Raw genomic sequence first — 14,796 nt, 5'->3', positions numbered from 1 at the left:
ATAATTTTTAATGTTATTGGGATATATAATAATATATGAAACGCGCATTTATTTTAGTATTAGATTCTTTTGGAATAGGTTATAGCAGTGATGCTTATAAATTTGGTGACGAAGGTGCTGATACTTTTGGACATATACAACAAGCTTGCTTGAAAGGAATGGCTAATAAAAATAGAAAAGGTCCATTAAAAATTCCTAATTTAATGTCTTTGGGTTTAGGTAAATCAATAGACAAATCTAAAAATAAATCATTATTCTTGATTGATAATGATACTGATATTATAGGAAGTTATGCATATGCTAGTGAAATTTCTTCTGGTAAAGATACTATTTCTGGACATTGGGAAATTGCAGGTGTTCCCGTATTATTTAATTGGGATTATTTTAAAAAAAAAGAAAATAGTTTTAATAAGAAGTTACTGAAAGAAATTTTTATACGGTCTCATTTAATTGGATCATTAGGTAATTGTCATGCTTCTGGAACAACGGTATTAGATGATTTTGGAGAAGAACATATTCTTACTGGAAAACCTATTTTTTATACTTCTCAAGATTCGGTATTTCAAATTGCGTGTCATGAAGAAGTATTTGGTTTGGAAAAATTATATAATTTATCTAAAATAGTAAGACAAACTTTAAACGATAAAAAATATAATATTGGTAGAGTTATTGCTAGACCATTTATTGGTGATAAAAAATACCAATTTTTAAGAACAAATAATAGAAAAGATTTTTCTAATTCACCTACGTCTTCGACTGTTTTAAAGAAGTTAATAGACGAAAAATGTGGAATTGTTGTTGGTATCGGTAAGATTTATGATATCTATGCTGGTGTAGGTATTACACATAACGTAAAGGCTACTGGATTAAATGATTTATTCGATAAAACTATAAATCGCATAAAAACATCTTTGGATAACACTATTGTTTTTACTAATTTCGTAGATTTTGATTCTTCTTGGGGACATCGTCGAGATGTTTCGGGGTACGCAAGTGGATTAGAGTTATTTGATTCTAGGTTACCTGAATTGTTAAGATTAATAAAAAAAGATGATATTTTAATTATAACAGCAGACCATGGTTGCGATCCTACATGGTCCGGAACCGAACATACGAGAGAGAATGTGCCTATTTTAATTTATAGACCAGGTATGGTTTCTAAATATTTAGGTTATCGAAAAACTTTTGCAGACATAGGACAAACATTAGCTAAGTATTTTAATTTATCTAAAATGGATTATGGAACTAATATGTTATAAATGTCTTATTTATCTTAGGATAATTAATAAATTATTTAATTAAAGGAAATTAATATGGTTACTCCTCATATCGATGCTAAAGTAGGAGATTTTTCAGATGTAGTTATTATGTCAGGTGATCCTATTAGGGCAAAATATATAGCCGACAATTATTTAAAAAATGTTACTAAAGTAAATAATGTTAGATCTATGTTTGGTTATACTGGAACTTATAAGAACAAAAAAATTTCTATTATGAGTCATGGTATAGGGATACCTTCTTGTTCTATTTATGTCAAAGAATTAATAACAGAATATTTAGTAAAAAGAATTATACGAGTAGGGACATGCGGTGCGATTATAGAAAACATGGAATTGCATGATATCGTAGTTGGTATGGGAGCATGTACTGATTCAAAAGTAAATAGGTTAAATTTTAAAGATAATGATTTTGCAGCTATTTGTAGTTTCTCTATGCTTTTTAATATAGTTAAGGTAGCCAAAAAACTTAACGTTAAAATTAATATAGGGAATTTATTTACAACTGATTTATTTTATTCAGATGATCAAGAAATATTAGATGTAATAGAAAAATATGGAATTTTAGGTATAGAAATGGAAACAGCAGGATTGTATGCTTTAGCAGCTAAATATAAGATAGAAGCTATTTCTATTTGTACAGTGACAGATCATATAAAAAAATTAACTAAAATTTCTTCTGAAGATCGACAGTCAAGTTTGGATTCAATGATTCGTTTGGCTTTAGAATCTACTTTATTGTAAAATTCATAAATTCATATAATTTTAATTTAAGTGTAAAATGTAAATTAAGTTTTAAAATAAAGCAATTCTATTATTTATGGTGAGGAAGGGATTCGAACCCTTGATACGTTTCCATAATACACGCTTTCCAGGCGTGCTCCTTAAGCCTCTCGGACACCTCACCTGTTGTTTATATATTTTTTAAATCTAAAAACATAATAATTAATATAAGAAATAAGATCAAGTTATTTCATGTTTTAAATTTTTATAAGTTTTGATAATATTAGATATTATTTTTTTAGAAAAAGTATATCATTTTAAAAATAGTTTTTAAGAAGTAATACATTATGCTATTTGATTAAATATTATCGATTTTTTATCATAAATGGGGTATTATGTTTTATGTCATGTATCAATTTTTTGTTTTATAGTAATGATATATATAATTGACATCAATAAATTAAAAATTTATGTATATATAATATTTTACACGTATTTGGTAGAATTAATATTTTGTTAAAAATAAAATTTTTTATTAAATATAGTTTATTTTTCTATTTTATATTTTTATATATATAAATTTATTTTTAATATAAAGAATAGCATAGATAAATGAATCTTTTCTCAATTAAAAAAATGTTTTTAAAAATTATTTTTCTTATTTTTTAAAAAATTTATAGTTATTAAAGATATATTAATAAATAAAATTTATCAGTTAAACATATAGTGTTAAAAACGAATAAAATTATAATTATTTAATATATTATAAATATCGTACATTTTTGATAGTATTTTTTACTAAAGATATTTTTGATTTCGTTTGAAAATTAAAATATTTCAATAATTAATATAAAAAAATTTACATATTAGTTATATTTTATAGATAAAAATATAAAAACAAACTGTAAAAGTAAAATTTTCAATTGATCAAATTTTTAGTAATGTTATAATGTAAATATGTAATAATTTTTACCAATACAATTTATGTCCTACTAGCATATTTTTTATAAATGTAGGTATTATTAACACGTTATATTTTATAATATTTAAAAAAATGGCAGAAAAAAGAAATATCTTTTTAATTGGGCCTATGGGTGCAGGTAAAAGTACTATTGGTCGTCAATTATCTCAACAACTTAGTATGGAATTTTATGATTCTGATCAAGAAATTGAGAAGCGCACAGGTGCTGACATAAGTTGGGTTTTTGATGTAGAAGGTGAACAAGGATTTCGAGATCGAGAAAAAAAAATAATTGATGAACTTACCCAACTTCATGGTATTGTATTAGCTACAGGAGGTGGTTCTGTATTATCTCGAGAATCACGTAATCATCTTTCTGCTCGTGGTACCGTAATTTATTTAAAGACAACAATTGAAAAACAATTGTTACGTACTCAACGAGATAGAAAACGTCCGTTATTACAAAAAGATATATTAACTCGTCGAAAAAAATTAGAAAATTTAGCATATGAAAGAAATCCATTATATCACGAGATAGCGGATATAGTAGTAAATACAGATGAGAAAAGTGCGAAAATTGTTTCTAATCGTATTATCTATTTATTAGAAAAACACCATTAATTTTTTTTATATTGTATGGAAATTGATGAAATATGGAAAAATTGAATGTTGATTTAGGTAAAAGAAGTTATACTATTAGTATAGGTTCTAATTTATTGGAAGAAAAAAATATATTTTATCCTTTAGAATTAGGTAACAAAGCAATGTTGGTAACAAATAAAACATTAGCTAATATTTGGAAAGATCATGTACTACGTTGTCTTACTGAAAAAGGAATTGAAGTTGATCAAGTTATTTTATCAGATGGAGAAAAATATAAAAATTTGCGTGAAATGGAATTTATAATTTCTTCTTTATTAGAAAATACCCATGGAAGAGATACAACTTTAATTGGATTAGGAGGTGGAGTGATAGGTGATATTACTGGTTTTAGTGCAGCTATATATCAGAGAGGAGTAAGGTATATTCAAATTCCAACAACATTGTTATCTCAGGTAGACGCTTCTGTAGGAGGAAAAACTGCCGTTAATCATATTTTAGGGAAAAATATGATTGGTGTTTTTTGGCAACCTGCTTCTGTTGTAATTGATATACAATTTTTACATACTTTACCTAAAAGAGAGTTAGTTTCAGGCATAGCTGAAATAGTAAAGTACGCTATTATTTTTGACAGTGATTTTTTTATTTGGTTAGAAAAAAATATAGATGGGTTATTAAATCTCGATATTAAGTTAATGAAACATTGTATTTCAACTTGTTGTAAATTTAAATTAAGATTAGTAGAATTAGATGAAAAAGAGTCAGATAGTCGTGTTTTATTAAATTTAGGACATACTTATGGACATGCTATAGAATCTCATGTAGGATACGGAAATTGGTTACATGGGGAAGCGGTATCAGCTGGTATTATTATGGCAGCTCGAACTTCAGAAAAAATAGGAATATTAAAACATAAGGATGTTAAGCGTATAGAAAAATTGATGATTAGAGTCGGTTTGCCGATTAAGGGACCTAAAAATATGTTACCTTCTTCTTATTTTCCTTATTTTATGAGAGATAAAAAGGTAATATCTGGTGTTATAAGAATGATTTTGCCAGTAAAAATTGGTGAAGCTAAGGTTTTTACTGGAATTGATGAAAATATTATTAAATCTGTAATTACAGATTGTATTCAAAATAACTAGGGAGTAATATAGTTAAAACTATATTTTTGTTATTAATTTATTTTTATATATATAAACATAAGTGACTATTTTATTAGTCAAAAACTTTTAGTTTTATTAAAAATAATATATTAAGAAATTTATTGCTTATTTATAAGATAAAGATAAAACGTATTATTTTAAATTAATTTTTATATATAGAAGTAAAATAATTTTTTATAAGGATATAAATGTTTGTAATATTTAATATATATAGAATATATGAAATTTTTAATTATTTACCTGAATGAAATACGCAAGATAATAACCTTTATTTTAAAATTTATTTTTATTTGTGATAATAACATTATGTTAAGATTAAAGAAAATGCAATTGCTCCCTTTATTGATTTTTTTATTTTTTTTATTTTATTTTTTAAAAATAATTATTTTAATGTTTTTTATATTAATTTTCTTATTTTTTTTAAGATTATATATTTAATATTTGTGTTGTATTATTATTTAATATTGAATGTAATAAAATACATACTGTAAAAGTGATTTCTATTACTTACAGATATATTACTTAATGGTAAATAATACCATCCTTATGAGATAATTATGAAAATTTTTTTTCTGGCATCTTCAATTTTATCAGCTGATTTTGCTCGTCTAGGTGATGAAACAAAGAAAGTTTTAGATTCAGGTATTGACATGGTTCATTTTGACGTAATGGATAATCATTTTGTTCCTAATTTAACCATGGGTCCCATGGTATTACGATCATTAAGACAGTATAAGATACATGCAGATATTGATGTACATCTTATGACAAAACCTGTGGATAATTTAATTCCTCAATTTGCGTTAGCTGGAGCCAATTATATAACTGTTCATCCAGAATCTACAGATCATTTAGATCGTACTTTGGATTTAATAAAATTTCATGGTTGTAAAGTAGGACTAGGTTTTAATCCAGCAACACCAATTGGTTTTCTAGATTATGTAATGGATAAACTAGATATGATATTATTGATGTCAGTGAATCCAGGATTCGGAGGTCAAGATTTCATTCCTTCTGCTTTAGAAAAATTACGTGAGGTTAGGAAAAAAATTGATAAAAGTGCATATAATATATTATTAGCTGTAGATGGAGGTGTAAAAGTAAATAACATTGCTAATATAGCTTTAGCTGGTGCAAATGTTTTTATTGTTGGGTCGGCAATTTTTAATTCTAATAATTATCAAAAAACTATAAGAAATATGCGTGATGAGTTGGATTCTGTTTCTCATGGAGTTATTCATTAATTTTAAAAAAAATATATTATTTAAAAATAGAAATTTATAATGGAAAATAATAAATCAATTTTATTGAGTGCTGTACAACCGACAGGTAGTTTAACAATTGGTAATTATTTAAGTGTTTTATCTAAATGGAACACAATGCAGCAAGAATACAATTGTATTTATTGTATAGCTGATTTACATGCAATTACTGTTAAAAATGAAAGTAAAGTGTTACGTAAAAATATATTTGATACTTTATCTTTATATTTAGCTTGTGGTGTAGATCCAAAAAAAAGTATTATTTTTGTACAATCTCATGTTTATGAGCATGCTCAATTAAACTGGATATTAAATTGTTATTCTTATTTTGGAGAATTAACACGTATGACACAGTTTAAAAGTAAGTTTAAAAATGTTAATAAAAATATTAATGTTGCTTTGTTTAATTATCCTATTTTGATGGCATCTGATATTTTATTATACCAAACTAATCATGTTTTAGTGGGTTTAGATCAAAAACAACATTTAGAATTAGTGATTGATATTGCTAATCGTTTCAACACTATATATGGTAAAAAAGTATTCACTATTCCTTCTGTGTTATTATCTCAACAAGGGTCTAAAATTATGTCTTTGTTGGAACCTGTAAAAAAAATGTCAAAATCTAATGTTAATAAAAACAACTCTATTTTTTTATTGGAAAAAATAGATTCTATTCGAAAAAAAATAAAAAAATCCGTCACTGATTCAGAGCAACCAGCAAAAATTTATTATAATATCGAAAAAAAACCAGGTATTTCTAATTTATTAACAATTTTTTCTTGTATCACAGGAAAAACAATTTTTGAATTAGAAAAAGAATTCGCTGGAAAATTATATGGAGAATTTAAGGAATCGTTATTTGATGCGCTATCTACTTTGATATTGAAGATACAAAGATCTTATTCTTTATATCGCAAAGATGAATCTTATTTAGAAAAAATTATGATAAAAGGTGCTTTACAAGCACGTAAATATGCAAGAAGAACGTTAAAGAATGTATATGATGTTTTAGGTTTACGATAATATATATTTTATTACGTATTTTAATCGTATAACATATCGACAATTTATTATGAATATTTTCTATGTTTTGAAAAAAAACCTAAAATGAAGCACAGTATAAAAACTATTAAATATAAAATATTTGCGGTGAATAATGCTCCTTTAATTCCAAATTGAGCAACAATAGGACTGGTGATAATAAACGTTAATAACGTTCCTATTGTTCCAGATGTTAAAATAAAATTAATGACTTTTGGAGAAGTTTTTTTAGTTTGTAAAGATCCTAATGTAATTATTAGAGTGTAAATAGCACTAGAAAAAAATCCTAATAAAATTATGATCCATTTTAAATATTCATAATTTGTATTTTGAATGAATAAATACATTAATACACAGGAAATACCTGTGAGAAAAAACATCATTCTTTGTAAATCAAAAAATTTCAAGATTCCACTAAAACACCACATACCAAACATATATGCCATCCAGAAATTGCTAACTAATTTCCCAGCATCGACAATATTTGTCCCTATCAATTTTATCGAAAATTCTGGAATCCATGAAATAAATCCTAATTGTCCTAAAATATAACATAATGCTGATAAAGATAACAAAAATGTACTGGTACTATATTTTTCTTTTTGCTTTATTTTTTTTTCTTGAGGAGTAGAATTTAAATTTGGAAATTTTGAGTATATTGTTAATAAGAAGATAAATAAGTAAATAATCCCTATTAATGTGTATACCCAGTACCATTGAAAATTTTCCTTTAATAAAAAAGTAGTGCAAATAGGAATAAACATACCTGACATGCTGAAAAAAGAATCTGTTAATAACAATAAAGAAGCTCTTTTGTTTCCTGTATACAAATGAGTAATTAAAAAAGTTCCTATTGACATTGTAATTCCACTTATAATACCTAGCATAAAAATACTAAATGAAAAAAATATTAAATTATGATTTAATATTAATACACATATTGATAGTACCATAAGAAAAAAACCTACAATAATTTGTTTTTTTAATGGAATAATTTCCATTAACCAAGCATTTAAAAAAATAGATATTAAGATACCAGCATTTAAAAAAGTAAAAATATTGCTGGTGTATGATAAAGATATTTTAAAATATTCTGATACGTTTCCCATTATCAATCCTGTAACAACAATTAATGCACCAGTTAAAGCATAAGAAAAAAAACTAATCCAAATAAGACTTATACGATTTGTTCTTGTCATATGTTAGTATCCTGAAATAAATTTATTTAATTTTATTTATTTTTTATTATGAATAAATGATTCATACTTGCTTTTTAATTAAATAGAATATATATGATGTTATATAATTTGTTTTTGGTAATATATCAGCAAAAAATTTAAATTTTTAAAAAATGTGATTGATATCAAGTTATATCAAGATAAAATATTTATAGCAATTTTATTGTATGTAATGTGCATTTTATATACATAAAACATTTTTTCGTATATAAGATATATATTTTTATTTTCCAGTGTAACATTTATCTAAAATAAAAAGTTAGTCATAAACTATTTGTATTTTATATAAAAGTTAATTTTGTGATTGTGATACTGAATTTAATATGTGTTGTTATATCTACATACATTTTATTAATTTATATTTTTTATACGCAATATAATATCAAAAGAAATTTTTAGAAATTAATAAATATTTGTAATATTTTTGTTGATATTGTTTTATTTGTTTAGATTTTTTTTGATATAAAATAGATTTTTGCAGAATAAATTAGGGAATAGAAAATATATTTTTGGGAAAAATAAATTTTTGGAAACATAACTAATAAACAATTTTAAATTTATTTACTTTTAGATAAATATGTTTGTACTGTAATTTTTAATATATTTTTTATTAAAAACTTATTATTTTGTCATATTTAACAATATCATTAAATTATTTTTTAATTATGATTAAGAATTTAATTAATGTGATTATGTAATATTATCTTATTTTTAGATAAATTTGATTTATTTTATATAATTTGTAATCTATATTCGTTATGATTTTATATTGATTTATAATATTTAATATTTTTGCTTTATTTTTTTTTGTGTAAAAATTAAGTATTTTAAATAATAAATGTTATTTTAAATAATTTTATATCGTATTTTATGTATCAATTTTTTCAATGATTTTAATAATAATATTAATTATGATATAAAATTTGCGTATAGGTGTTATTAGTATAAGTTTTCATTAAAAATTATTTTCCAATGTTGATAAAAATTTAATTTTTATATTTTCAGGTCATAAAGATATTAGTTTTATTTTTTATTTGAATTAAATTTTGGATGTTTTTTTAACATGTAAGTATGATTATATGTAAAATAATTATTTTACTTAAAAAAAATTTTTAAAATTGATATTATTAATAATGATGTTGATTTTTATATCTCATATATTTGATTAAATTTTCAATGAATATTTTTCATAAATAAATTAAATCTGCAATGTAAAATGAAGATTTTATGCTGATAATCAAGTATAATATTTATTATTATAAAAATATAGAAATAATATAATCATGAAAAACAAAAAAAATGTTTTTTTAAAGAAATTTTTTAATATATTTACGTTTATTTGTATAACATATACTTTATTTTTTAGTTCTGGTGTTTGTTTAGCATCTAATTTTTTTAGATTAATTGAAGTAAAAAAAAATATATCTCACATTAATCATACTTCTAGTTTTAAAAATAACAATGAAAAAATTTCTTATGCGTTAGGAGTTTCATTAGGTAGTTACATGGAACGTTCATTGATAGATCAGGAAAATTTAGGATTTTTTTTAGATAAAACAAAATTTATTTTAGGGTTGCAAGATACAATGTTTGGAACATTAAAATTGTCTAATGAAGAAATTGCTAATAGATTGAGAAATCTAGAATACAAATTGAAAAATACAGAGATAATGATGTTAAAAAAAAGAGCTGAAGAAAATTATATTCAAGGAAAAGTATATATATCTAATTTTGAAAAAAAAATAGGTGTAAAAAAAACTTCAACTGGTTTATGTGTTTTAATAAAAAAATTAGGAGATGGGCAATTTCTAAAAGATAAAGGTATGATCTTAGTAAATTACAAAGGAACGTTAATTGATGGTAGTGAATTTGATAATTCATATACAAGTGGACCAATATGGTTATCTATAAAAGATGTAATTCAAGGGTGGCAAGAAGGTATTAAATATATTAGTAAGGGTGGGAAAATTCAATTAGTAATACCGCCTCAATTAGCTTATGGAGAAAATGGAGTTCCAGGAATTCCTGGTAATTCAACATTAATCTTTGATATAGAATTAATTGATGTAAAACCTATGTCAAATTAAATTAATTTTTATTATTATGCAATTAAAAATTTAACATGTTTAAAATTTTTTTCAATTCTTAAATTATATTATGTGTCCATAAGATATAATTTATGTTTCCAATATTATGGTTTAAATTATATGAATTATTTGGTTATAGTTACAGGTTCAGCATACGGAAAACAAAATTCCAGGACAGCTTTATTTTTTTCTCGTGCTTTAATTGATTGTGGACATAAATTAGATAGTATTTTTTTTTATTTTAGTGGTGTATTAAATGCAAATAAGATGGTATCTCCGGCTGAAGATGAATTTAATTTAGTTAATTCTTGGCAAGATTTCCATTCTCAATTTAATATAAAATTAAACATTTGTATTAGTGCAGCTGCTAGAAGGGGAGTAATAAGTGATGAACAGGCATTACGATTTGGTATTCAAATAGGAAATTTAGCTAAAGGTTTTACGTTAACTGGATTAGGTGAATTATCTGAATCTATTCGAAAATGTGATCGTGTTGTACAATTTTAATGTGATTTTATGAAAAATATAGCTTTTGTTTTTTCTTATGCACCGCATGGTACTGATTTTGGTAGAGAAGGTTTAGATTTAATTTTGTCTGCTTCTTTGACAATTCAGTATATTTCCATTTTTTTTATTGGTGATGGAATTTTTCAATTAATAAAGAATCAAAAACCAGAATATATATTCTCGCGTAATTATACACCTGCGTTTTGTATTTTGCCTTTGTATGGTATTAACAAATTTTACTTTTGTTCTGATTCTTTAATAGAACGAGGTGTTTTTGAAAAAGATATTTTTTTATTAGATATTCAGATTTTAAGTAAGAATATTCTTCAAAAAAAATTAGATGAATGTGATGGAATTATTAATTTTTAAGAGGTGTTTAGTATGTTACATACTTTAATGAATTCCCCTTTTAAAAGTAATATGATATTATTATTTAATATTTTAAAGAAATCAGATGATTTATTAGCATTACAAGATGGTGTAATTATTGCTGTAGATAAAAACTATTTTTTAAGAGATTTATTAAATTCATCAGCTAATCTCTATGTTTTAAAAGAAGATCTAGCGGCGCGCGGTCTTTGTAAAAAAATTGCAACTGGATTTATTATGATCGATTACCAAAAATTTGTGTTTCTAACTGAAAAAAATCAACAGCAAATGAATTGGTAAGCAATTAGTTATTTTATTCTAGAATATTTTTTAACCATTCTAAATTCTGCATAATAATAGTATATTCAATTTAATTTATTTTATTAGAAATCATAAAAATTTTATAATAGGAGATTTCATGGCCACAGTTAATCAGTTGGTCCGCAGACCCCGTGTTCGTAGAAATATAAAAAGTAACGTACCGGCCTTGGATAAATGTCCTCAGAAAAGAGGAGTATGCACAAGAGTTTATACAACTACTCCTAAAAAACCTAATTCAGCTCTTAGAAAAGTTTGTCGTGTTCGGTTAACCAATGGTTTTGAAGTGACTGCTTATATAGGTGGAGAAGGCCATAATTTGCAAGAGCATTCGGTAATTTTAATAAGAGGTGGACGAGTAAAGGATTTGCCAGGGGTTCGTTACCATATTGTTAGGGGTTCTTTAGATTGTTCAGGAGTAAAAGATCGTAAAAAAGGTCGTTCTAAATATGGTGTAAAAAAAACAAAAGTATAAATATAAATAAAAACAAAAATAATTTTTTTATGGGAAAGGAGTATTTATGCCTCGGCGTCGTGTAATTGGTAATCGTAAAATTTTACCAGATCCAAAATTTTCATCTGAAATATTGGCTAAATTTATTAACATATTAATGGTAGATGGGAAAAAATCAATCGCTGAAGTGATAGTTTATAAAGCATTAAAAAAAATATCAGAACATATAGGTAAGTTAGAATTAGATATTTTTAATCTCGCATTAGAGAATGTTCGTCCAACAGTAGAAGTAAAATCTCGTCGTGTTGGTGGTTCTACTTATCAAGTTCCGGTGGAAGTTCGTCCGGTACGAAGAAATACTTTAGCTATGCGTTGGATTGTCGAAGCAGCGCGTAAACGTCCAGATAAATCGATGTTTCTCAGATTATCCAATGAATTGCAAGATGCTTTCGAAAATAAAGGGAATGCTGTGAAAAAAAAGGAAGAAGTACACAGAATGGCAGAAGCAAACAAAGCTTTTGCACATTATCGTTGGTAAAAACTATTTATTGCAGTAATGAATTATATATACGTTAATCAACAGGTAAAGCCATTCTTTTTTATTGATTAACAATTTAGACTATTAGGTAACCAGAGGAATAAAATGGCTCGTACTACTCCTATTACCAATTATAGAAATATTGGAATTAGTGCTCATATAGATGCTGGAAAAACGACCACGACTGAACGAATTTTGTTTTATACAGGAATTAATCATAAAATTGGCGAAGTTCATGATGGAGCAGCAACTATGGATTGGATGGCACAAGAACAGGAGAGAGGTATTACTATTACTTCTGCTGCAACGACTGCATTTTGGTCAGGAATGGCTGATCAGTTTACACCACATCGAATTAATATTATTGATACACCAGGACATGTTGATTTTACCATAGAAGTTGAACGTTCTATGCGGGTATTAGACGGTGTTGTTATGGTTTATTGTGCGGTTGGAGGTGTTCAATCTCAATCTGAGACTGTTTGGCGTCAAGCAAACAAATATAAGGTACCTAGAATTGCATTTATTAATAAAATGGACCGTATGGGAGCAAATTTTTTAAAAGTAGTTAAACAAATTAAAAATCGTCTTGCTGCAAATCCTGTTCTTATTCATTTACCAATAGGTAGCGAAGAGAATTTCGTAGGAATAATTGATTTAATAAAAATGAAATCTGTTAGTTGGAACGATAAAGATCAAGGAGTGACTTTTACTTATTCAGATATTCCTGTCGATATGTTAGATTTATCTAGAAAATGGCATCATAATTTAATTGAATCTGCAGCCGAAGCAAATGAAGAAATTATGGAAAAATATTTAAATGGAGAAAAACTTTCTGAAGAAGAAATAAAATTAGCACTTCGGCAAAGAGTTTTAAATAACGAAATTGTTATTATTACTTGCGGATCCGCATTTAAAAATAAAGGAGTACAAGCTTTATTAGATGCAGTAATAGAATATTTACCATCTCCAACAGATATAGGATTAAAACAAGAAATTTCGAACAGAGCAAAAAATTCAACTATTTTACCTAAATGTAATGATGAGGAACCTTTTTCAGCATTAGCGTTTAAGATTGCCAGTGATCCATTTGTTGGAAATTTGACATTTTTTAGAGTGTATTCTGGAGTAGTGAAATCAGGAGATACTGTATTTAATTCTGTAAAATCTCAAAAAGAAAGATTTGGACGAATTGTTCAAATGCATGCAAATAAAAGAGAAGAAATAAAAGAGGTACGATCTGGTGATATAGCTGCAGCTATTGGTTTAAAAAATGTAACAACAGGTGATACTTTATGTGATCAAAATTCTAGAATTATTTTAGAACGCATGGAATTTCCTGAACCAGTAATTTCTATTTCTGTAGAACCAAAAACAAAATCTGATCAAGAAAAAATGGGTTTGGCTTTAAATAGATTAGCAAAAGAGGACCCTTCATTTCGGGTATGGACGGATGAAGAATCTAATCAAACTATTATTGCAGGTATGGGAGAATTACATTTAGAAATTATTGTTGATCGTATGAAAAGGGAATTTAACGTTAGTGGAAATATTGGCAAACCTCAAGTTGCTTACAGAGAAACTATTAAGGAAACAGTAAAAAATATAGAAGGGAAACATATTAAGCAATCTGGAGGACGAGGTCAATATGGACATGTAGTGATTGATATATTTCCATTAGAACCAGGAAGTGAATCCAGTTATAATTTTATAAATGATATCAAAGGTGGTGTCATTCCAGGAGAATATATTTCAGCAATAGATAAAGGGATTCAAGAACAGTTAAAATATGGACCCTTGGCAGGATACCCAGTTGTAGATATAGGTGTACGTTTACATTTCGGATCTTATCATGATGTAGATTCTTCTGAAATAGCGTTTAAATTAGCTGCATCAATAGCATTTAAGCATGCTTTTAAAAAGGCTAAACCAATTTTACTAGAACCTATTATGAAAGTGGAAATAGAAACTCCAGAAGATTATATGGGAGATGTTATTGGTGACATAAATCGTCGAAGAGGTATTATCGAAGGCATGAATAATATGATAAATGGAAAAATTATTTTTGCTAAAGTACCTTTATCTGAAATGTTCGGATATGCTACGGATTTACGTTCTCAGAGTCAAGGAAGAGCAGCTTATTCTATGGAATTTTTACAGTATGCAGAGGCTCCTAATAATATAGCTAAAAACATTATTTTAGAACGAGAAAAATGATTTTTTATATTTAAAAATTTTAATAAAGGTTATAT

Annotated in this window: 14 protein-coding genes and 1 tRNA gene; 13 read left to right on the top strand and 2 right to left on the bottom strand. The window is 25.6% G+C overall.

The features are described from left to right. The first annotated feature begins 35 nt into the window (after positions 1 to 35). Together LDP10_RS00500 and deoD are read left to right on the top strand one after the other, a co-directional pair. Complete coding sequence (locus tag LDP10_RS00500; protein ID WP_265196789.1) at positions 36 to 1,259, top strand: phosphopentomutase; 1,224 nt, start codon at positions 36 to 38, stop codon at positions 1,257 to 1,259. 54 nt (positions 1,260 to 1,313) lie between these two features. Next, positions 1,314 to 2,021, top strand: coding sequence for a purine-nucleoside phosphorylase (deoD, locus tag LDP10_RS00495; RefSeq protein WP_265196788.1), 708 nt, complete (start codon positions 1,314 to 1,316; stop codon positions 2,019 to 2,021). A gap of 77 nt (positions 2,022 to 2,098) precedes the next feature. Here deoD and LDP10_RS00490 read toward each other — a convergent pair. Further along, positions 2,099 to 2,184 (bottom strand) — tRNA-Ser (locus LDP10_RS00490). Positions 2,185 to 3,054: 870 nt separating this feature from the next. Between LDP10_RS00490 and aroK the strand changes: the two genes are divergently transcribed. The 4 genes from aroK (at position 3,055) to trpS (ending at position 7,015) form a co-directional block, all read left to right on the top strand. After that, positions 3,055 to 3,582, top strand: coding sequence for a shikimate kinase AroK (aroK, locus tag LDP10_RS00485; protein WP_265196787.1), 528 nt, complete (start codon positions 3,055 to 3,057; stop codon positions 3,580 to 3,582). Between the two features lie 32 nt (positions 3,583 to 3,614). Next, the gene (gene aroB, locus LDP10_RS00480; RefSeq protein WP_265196786.1) at positions 3,615 to 4,706 is read left to right on the top strand and encodes a 3-dehydroquinate synthase; all 1,092 of its coding nucleotides are present in this window, start codon (positions 3,615 to 3,617) and stop codon (positions 4,704 to 4,706) included. 578 nt (positions 4,707 to 5,284) lie between these two features. Continuing rightward, positions 5,285 to 5,971, top strand: a complete 687-nt coding sequence (gene rpe / locus LDP10_RS00475) for a ribulose-phosphate 3-epimerase (RefSeq protein WP_265196785.1) — start codon at positions 5,285 to 5,287, stop codon at positions 5,969 to 5,971. A 39-nt stretch (positions 5,972 to 6,010) separates the two neighbouring features. Next, a complete protein-coding gene (gene trpS, locus LDP10_RS00470; protein ID WP_265196784.1) occupies positions 6,011 to 7,015 on the top strand; it encodes a tryptophan--tRNA ligase in 1,005 nt (334 codons plus the stop codon). A gap of 47 nt (positions 7,016 to 7,062) precedes the next feature. Here trpS and tsgA read toward each other — a convergent pair whose 3' ends face one another. Next, positions 7,063 to 8,232: an MFS transporter TsgA gene (gene tsgA / locus LDP10_RS00465; protein WP_265196783.1), complete on the bottom strand. Its 1,170-nt coding sequence runs from the start codon at positions 8,230 to 8,232 to the stop codon at positions 7,063 to 7,065. 1,322 nt (positions 8,233 to 9,554) lie between these two features. On the opposite strand from tsgA, the gene fkpA reads away from it, so the two are divergent. The 7 genes from fkpA (at position 9,555) to fusA (ending at position 14,761) form a co-directional block, all read left to right on the top strand. Continuing rightward, a complete protein-coding gene (fkpA, locus tag LDP10_RS00460) occupies positions 9,555 to 10,358 on the top strand; it encodes an FKBP-type peptidyl-prolyl cis-trans isomerase (protein WP_265196782.1) in 804 nt (267 codons plus the stop codon). A gap of 120 nt (positions 10,359 to 10,478) precedes the next feature. Then, entirely contained in the window at positions 10,479 to 10,865 is a 387-nt protein-coding gene (gene tusD / locus LDP10_RS00455) for a sulfurtransferase complex subunit TusD (RefSeq protein ID WP_265196781.1), read from the top strand. Positions 10,866 to 10,874: 9 nt separating this feature from the next. After that, entirely contained in the window at positions 10,875 to 11,234 is a 360-nt protein-coding gene (gene tusC / locus LDP10_RS00450; protein ID WP_265196780.1) for a sulfurtransferase complex subunit TusC, read from the top strand. A gap of 12 nt (positions 11,235 to 11,246) precedes the next feature. After that, entirely contained in the window at positions 11,247 to 11,534 is a 288-nt protein-coding gene (gene tusB, locus LDP10_RS00445; RefSeq protein WP_265196779.1) for a sulfurtransferase complex subunit TusB, read from the top strand. A 118-nt stretch (positions 11,535 to 11,652) separates the two neighbouring features. After that, the gene (gene rpsL / locus LDP10_RS00440) at positions 11,653 to 12,027 is read left to right on the top strand and encodes a 30S ribosomal protein S12 (RefSeq protein WP_265196778.1); all 375 of its coding nucleotides are present in this window, start codon (positions 11,653 to 11,655) and stop codon (positions 12,025 to 12,027) included. Between the two features lie 46 nt (positions 12,028 to 12,073). Next, positions 12,074 to 12,544 carry a 30S ribosomal protein S7 gene (gene rpsG, locus LDP10_RS00435; RefSeq protein ID WP_265196777.1) on the top strand — a complete coding sequence of 157 codons (471 nt, stop codon included), beginning with the start codon at positions 12,074 to 12,076 and terminating at the stop codon, positions 12,542 to 12,544. Between the two features lie 105 nt (positions 12,545 to 12,649). Then, positions 12,650 to 14,761, top strand: a complete 2,112-nt coding sequence (gene fusA / locus LDP10_RS00430; RefSeq protein ID WP_265196776.1) for an elongation factor G — start codon at positions 12,650 to 12,652, stop codon at positions 14,759 to 14,761. The last annotated feature ends 35 nt before the right edge of the window (positions 14,762 to 14,796 follow it).

Source organism: Buchnera aphidicola (Pemphigus obesinymphae) (assembly GCF_026122815.1).
Taxonomy (GTDB): domain Bacteria; phylum Pseudomonadota; class Gammaproteobacteria; order Enterobacterales; family Enterobacteriaceae; genus Buchnera_C; species Buchnera_C aphidicola_BJ.
Note: the sequence above shows the minus strand (reverse complement) of the source record. Positions and strands in the feature narration are given on the sequence as shown.

Bases quoted from the DNA above. Each gene is read 5' to 3' on its own strand.
- fusA (WP_265196776.1), top strand. From the start codon at position 12,650: ATGGCTCGTACTACTCCTATTACCAATTATAGAAATATTGGAATTAGT.
- fkpA (WP_265196782.1), top strand. From the start codon at position 9,555: ATGAAAAACAAAAAAAATGTTTTTTTAAAGAAATTTTTTAATATATTT.
- rpsL (WP_265196778.1), top strand. From the start codon at position 11,653: ATGGCCACAGTTAATCAGTTGGTCCGCAGACCCCGTGTTCGTAGAAAT.
- rpsG (WP_265196777.1), top strand. From the start codon at position 12,074: ATGCCTCGGCGTCGTGTAATTGGTAATCGTAAAATTTTACCAGATCCA.
- deoD (WP_265196788.1), top strand. From the start codon at position 1,314: ATGGTTACTCCTCATATCGATGCTAAAGTAGGAGATTTTTCAGATGTA.
- LDP10_RS00500 (WP_265196789.1), top strand. From the start codon at position 36: ATGAAACGCGCATTTATTTTAGTATTAGATTCTTTTGGAATAGGTTAT.
- trpS (WP_265196784.1), top strand. From the start codon at position 6,011: ATGGAAAATAATAAATCAATTTTATTGAGTGCTGTACAACCGACAGGT.
- tsgA (WP_265196783.1), bottom strand. From the start codon at position 8,232: ATGACAAGAACAAATCGTATAAGTCTTATTTGGATTAGTTTTTTTTCT.
- rpe (WP_265196785.1), top strand. From the start codon at position 5,285: ATGAAAATTTTTTTTCTGGCATCTTCAATTTTATCAGCTGATTTTGCT.
- aroB (WP_265196786.1), top strand. From the start codon at position 3,615: ATGGAAAAATTGAATGTTGATTTAGGTAAAAGAAGTTATACTATTAGT.
- tusD (WP_265196781.1), top strand. From the start codon at position 10,479: ATGAATTATTTGGTTATAGTTACAGGTTCAGCATACGGAAAACAAAAT.
- tusC (WP_265196780.1), top strand. From the start codon at position 10,875: ATGAAAAATATAGCTTTTGTTTTTTCTTATGCACCGCATGGTACTGAT.
- aroK (WP_265196787.1), top strand. From the start codon at position 3,055: ATGGCAGAAAAAAGAAATATCTTTTTAATTGGGCCTATGGGTGCAGGT.
- tusB (WP_265196779.1), top strand. From the start codon at position 11,247: ATGTTACATACTTTAATGAATTCCCCTTTTAAAAGTAATATGATATTA.